Genomic DNA, 4,983 nt, shown 5'->3' with positions numbered 1-4,983 from the left:
GGTCCACAATACCATCGCCGCCTGAATACGCCCGCGTCTCCCGCCGGATGCTTACCACCTTAAGAAAATTTATATATCAAGTTCTTATAATTACATAACAGTTTTGATCTCCATGCTCTGCACGCGATACCTGAGCGACGCAAGTTGCCATGTTTATTTGAGTGTTACAGAGCATTGACCTGTCGTGGATCTCAAAATTTCCGCCAGAAACCACTGGCCTGCCCTACCGAGCACATTGTCTTTTAGATGCACCATGGATGCCGTGAGTTCTGGCACAGTCGAGTGAAAATTCCATTCGCTGAATTCTAGGAGTTGTAGTCTTCCATGCTGCAGTTCTGGTGCGGCAACGTGCCACGGAAGACTGCCCCACCCGACACCTTCGACGAGCAGACGCCTTTTCGTTTCCATGTCCGTCACGTGCCATGCGCGTATCGACAGAACGCCCCGCTCGCCCCATTCGCCAGCGCCCCTGTCGTGCTCGCCTAGAACAATCTGCATGTGATCATGGACTGTATTACGACTATGTGGCCCACTAATCTGCGCCAGTGGATGCTGGGGGGCGCAGACCGCCACAAGCTTGACCTGCCCCAGCGGAGTTGCTCGGAATAGATCCTTTGTCGGTCGAAAATCCACAAGAATTCCGATCGGCGCATCTCCGGTGATAACAGCAGCGACCGCACGGGAGCTGATCTCTGTACGCAGCGTCAGGGTGACATCGGGGTAGCGATCACGAAAGGTCGACAAGACAGGCGCGATCCATTCAATCGAATAGAGCGCATCAATCGCGATCACCAGTTCCGACTCTATACCAGTCGCCATTGACTGTGCCTGAGCGCGCCATGCCTGCATCTCACGCAGGATCAGTTCCGCGCGGGGCAGCAGGTCCCTGCCCTGTGCGCTCAGAACTGCGCGATATCCAGTGCGATCGCATAGCGAAATGCCCGCGACCCCTTCGAGTACCTGCATAATTGCCGTTACAGCCGAGGGTGATTTTCCCAGCGCCCGCGCAGCGCCCGCCAGACTACCCTGCCGCCCTAAGGTGACGAATACCTGCAATTGTTCGAACGTGGCGCCTATCATTCGTTCAAAATTTCCGCACGAGATATTCAAAAATATGCTCATATCTTGGCATATCTGGCGCTGCTAGTCTCATGTTCGTTTCATCTGGAAGAGCATGCGTAGTCTCAAAGGCCAAGAATAAGGAAGCAGTCCCCAGATAAATGTCGGCACCACAGCGTTCCCCTTGATTACGGCAGTAGTGGCATCACGCCTGCCGTAAGAGCCATATTGGTTTTTGGTACATAGGCGATCAACGCGTTCTTAGGGCTGATAAAAGTATTCATCTTCGCCGGACTTGTCGGGGTCATATGTATTTTCCTCATGTTGGCGCGTCCAAAATTCCTGTTTGTCCATAGCTAATGTTTATCACCGGAGATGTATCAATGACCAAAAGCACACTTCATCTAGTGACCCTCTTGGGCAGTTTGCGGAAGAACTCGGTCAATGCGGCGGTAGCCCGTGCATTGCCGACTCTTGCGCCCGAGAACGTAACGATCAGCAGCCTCGGCTCCATCGCGGACATTCCACATTACAATGCCGACCTTCAGGCTGAAGGATTTCCTGTGCCGGTACAAGCCATGGCCCAGCAGATCATGGCGGCAGATGGTGTGATCATCGTGACACCAGAATATAATTACTCGATCCCCGGAGTGTTGAAAAATGCACTCGACTGGATGTCGCGCATGACCCCCCAACCGTTCGCAAGTAAGCCGGTTGCAATCCAGACAGCATCGCCAAGCATAATTGGCGGAGCACGGGCGCAATATCAATTACGCCAGAGCCTCGTGTTTCTTGATGCTGTCGTGCTGAACAAGCCGGAAGTCATGATCGGGCAGATTGCCGGGAAAGTGGCAGGTGAACCGCCAGAACTGACAGATGTCGGAACACGAGACTTCGTGGCAAATCAACTATTATCGTTCGTGAAAATGATCGTATCCTGATTACTGCATTCTTTCGAGAATGGTGATTGTGAGCATCATAATGCATCCTGCCCTGAAACGGGGTGCCGAATTTCTAGTGAGATAACATAATGCCTGATCTTTTCACCGCCTCGTCGGTAGTGACCCGGCGAGCCGCATTGACACTTCCGCTTGCAACCGCAACGCTTGCCGTAACGGCAGCTCGAACAATGGCAACACCACCACAACCAGCCACAACTATGAGCGGGGAGGCTATTGGTATCGGATTGGAAGGGTGGCCTTATCCGGGTCCTATTTCTTTCCTACCGCTGGTCATGGAAGGTCAGTCGGTGCGTATGGCCTACATGGATTTCACACCAACGTCGGTGGCCAATGGCCGGGCAATCCTGTTACTTCATGGAAAGAATTTTGATAGCAGTTACTGGAGCGGGCCAATTGAATGGCTGCGCGGCGCCGGTTTTCGGGTGATCGTACCCGATCAGATCGGTTTCAATAAATCATCGAAACCCGACATAAATTACTCTTTCGAGGCACTTGCACGCAACACGTTGGCTCTAGCGGATGCTCTGTCTCTCAGTCGCATCAGCTTACTTGGACACTCAACCGGTGGCGCGCTCGCTGTTCGTATCGCAAGTATGGCACCGGACCGGATTGAACAACTCGTGCTTGAGGATCCGATCGGACTGGTCGATTATCGCGCTTTCATTCCGCCGCAGGAGACCGCAACATTAATTGCGGCGGAGCATGCTTACACTGTTGTCAGTTACCGTGCGTTCATTGCTCATTTCTTTCCAATACTACCTGAGACTGCTTACGAACCTTTTGTGACATGGCGTATGCGCACAACGCTATCAAGCGAATTCGAGCGTTTTGCCCGTGCCTCAGCACTGACCTATCAAATGATTTATCGAGAGCCACTTCGCCCACTATATCCATCTCTCACCATGCCCGTCATGGTTACCGCAGGAACGAAGGACCGCTCAGCGCCACTTATATCTTATGCATCGGCCGCAGCCAGGACAGCGATGCCCAGTATCCATCAGGCAGCGCAGCAGGCAGTTAGCGAATTGCGTAATGGCCGATTTGTCTCTTTTCCTGATGCAGGTCATGTACCACATTTGGAAGTGGCAGAGCATTTTCGCGCAGAACTCCTCTCTTTTTTAAAAGCATAGAGTAATCTGACATGTATTACCTTACATTATTTCTCTTCATACTTATGGCAATTGATGGGCCTGCCATGGCTGTTCCGAGCATTGGTGATTTTTATGCTATCGTGAATGTTGATTTGATGCCAAGCGACCAGGTTGAAGGAAAAAAAATTCTGATTAATTACCGGGACGAAGTAAGACAGAATCCGAATGTGCGTTTTATCAGCTTGATCCAGCAAAAAGATAACGCATCGAATCATTTCATTTTGATGGAAACTTTCGTCAGCGAGGCGGGCTATCGACGCTTCATCGAGTCAGATACAGTTCGCCGCTTTCGAACTGCTCTCTATCCACATTTAGGTAGCCCTTGGGACGAGCGTCTAGGCAGCCAGCCGTAACGTTCTGACGTGCCACCCTTTTTATATCCACCCCTGTGTGGGACACCGATCTCACAAAGGCCTGAACAACACGGCTGAGAACTCATATCTATCGCTGCGAAGCGCGAACACACCATACCAAGGTTTCGATCACCGGGAGGCTGTCAGCGCTTCGTCGCGACCTTCTCCGCCGTCCGTAATGCCTTCGCTCCACCAGCCTCAATCGACAACGCCATCTCCCGACATCTGCCCCGTCTCAGGGCGTTGCTCAATGGAATAGATGGCCGGATCTATAAAAAAGACGACGTACGGACCTTCCGGGTTACCGCCTGGTGTCGGGAACCGATCCTCCACAGAAACCACAGCCGACATAGGGTCAGGACTCTTTATGGCATCCAGAAGATGATGGTAGCTGCGAGGCAGATGGCCGAAAAGAAGGTATGGGCGCAACGGTCGTAACGCGTTGCGATACGGCGCCAGTCCTTGATTTTCCCGAAGAGGTTCTCGACCTTGTGTCGTTTCCCATAAAGATGCCGATCGTAAGGCAGCAGTTTCCTTCGGTTTTTTGTTGATGGAATGCAGGGCGCAATACCACTCGAGGCAAGGGCGTCACGAAAGCGGGTACTGTCATAGCCCTTGTCCGCAATCAGATAGTGGGCATCTGGCAGGACTGGCAGCAGGATGCGGGCACCGCGATGATCGCTCATCTGGCCTTCCGTCAGAAGCATGGCAATGGGGCGCCCCACACCATCACAGACGGCATGAAGCTTCGAATTCAGGCCGCCGCGTGTCCGTCCGATCCTGCGGGGCGCTGCCCCTTTTTACGCAGTGAGGCTGCCGTACGGTGCACCTTGAGATGCGTGCTGTCGATCATAAGGCATTCCGGAACACCGGCCCGCGCTGCCAGGGTTGCGAAGATCTTCTCGAATACGCCGCGTTTGCTCCAGCGGATGAACCGGTTGTAAAGAGTTTTGTATGATCCGAACTCTCTGGGTGCATCTTTCCACTGCAGGCCGTTACGGATCACATAAATGATCCCGCTGATGACCCGACGGTCATCCACACGGCGCAGCCCCCGGGCACGAGGTAATAATGGTTGTAGAACTTTCATCTGCTCATGGCTCAGCATCGGCAGTCTGCTCATTCCAATCCTCCATAGAGGATTGGAATCACATCAGGATTATGTCGTAAAGAGGTTTGACCCTAGACTCTGGTAATAAACACCTTGTCGTCAGATAGCGCAATTTCCACTGTGTCAAAGAGCCATCCAACAGCAACCACGCAATCGTGAAGAACCCCGATTTCAGCCCAACCTACGCTGGAGTTTCACTCCCATCTGCATCCTATACGCATCCTGCGCGTATGTCCCAAACGCAGAAAGCCGCCCTTACGGACGGCTTAACATGCTGATGATATTGTATAAGTTTTGGTTGCGGGGGCAGGATTTGAACCTGCGGCCTTCAGGTTATGAGCCTGACG

The 4,983-nt window shown here is 52.6% G+C and carries 6 protein-coding genes; 3 read left to right on the top strand and 3 right to left on the bottom strand.

Annotation, left to right across the window (positions count from 1 at the left end; genetic code table 11):
- Positions 1-153: 153 nt before the first annotated feature.
- A complete protein-coding gene (locus ABF824_RS15465; RefSeq protein ID WP_415489872.1) occupies positions 154-1,080 on the bottom strand; it encodes a LysR family transcriptional regulator in 927 nt (308 codons plus the stop codon).
- Between the two features lie 362 nt (positions 1,081-1,442).
- Between ABF824_RS15465 and ABF824_RS15460 the strand changes: the two genes are divergently transcribed.
- The 3 genes from ABF824_RS15460 to ABF824_RS15450 all read left to right on the top strand — a co-directional run bounded on the left by ABF824_RS15460 (position 1,443) and on the right by ABF824_RS15450 (position 3,525).
- Positions 1,443-2,000, top strand: coding sequence for an NADPH-dependent FMN reductase (locus ABF824_RS15460; RefSeq protein WP_386884222.1), 558 nt, complete (start codon positions 1,443-1,445; stop codon positions 1,998-2,000).
- Positions 2,001-2,089: 89 nt separating this feature from the next.
- Complete coding sequence (locus tag ABF824_RS15455; RefSeq protein ID WP_415489871.1) at positions 2,090-3,151, top strand: alpha/beta fold hydrolase; 1,062 nt, start codon at positions 2,090-2,092, stop codon at positions 3,149-3,151.
- 65 nt (positions 3,152-3,216) lie between these two features.
- Positions 3,217-3,525 (top strand): putative quinol monooxygenase, encoded by a 309-nt coding sequence (locus ABF824_RS15450; protein WP_415489870.1) that lies wholly within the window; start codon positions 3,217-3,219, stop codon positions 3,523-3,525.
- 198 nt (positions 3,526-3,723) lie between these two features.
- Here ABF824_RS15450 and ABF824_RS15445 read toward each other — a convergent pair whose 3' ends face one another.
- Complete coding sequence (locus tag ABF824_RS15445) at positions 3,724-3,876, bottom strand: hypothetical protein (protein ID WP_415489869.1); 153 nt, start codon at positions 3,874-3,876, stop codon at positions 3,724-3,726.
- 14 nt (positions 3,877-3,890) lie between these two features.
- Positions 3,891-4,648, bottom strand: a protein-coding gene (locus ABF824_RS15440) for an IS5 family transposase (RefSeq protein ID WP_415489868.1) whose coding sequence is annotated in 2 segments (ribosomal slippage) — positions 3,891-4,318 and positions 4,318-4,648 — 759 coding nt in all. Because the reading frame shifts where the segments join, the coding sequence is not laid out codon by codon here.
- Positions 4,649-4,983 lie beyond the last annotated feature (335 nt).

Source organism: Acetobacter sp., assembly GCF_047721705.1.
Taxonomy (GTDB): Bacteria; Pseudomonadota; Alphaproteobacteria; order Acetobacterales; family Acetobacteraceae; genus Acetobacter.
Note: the sequence above shows the minus strand (reverse complement) of the source record. Positions and strands in the feature narration are given on the sequence as shown.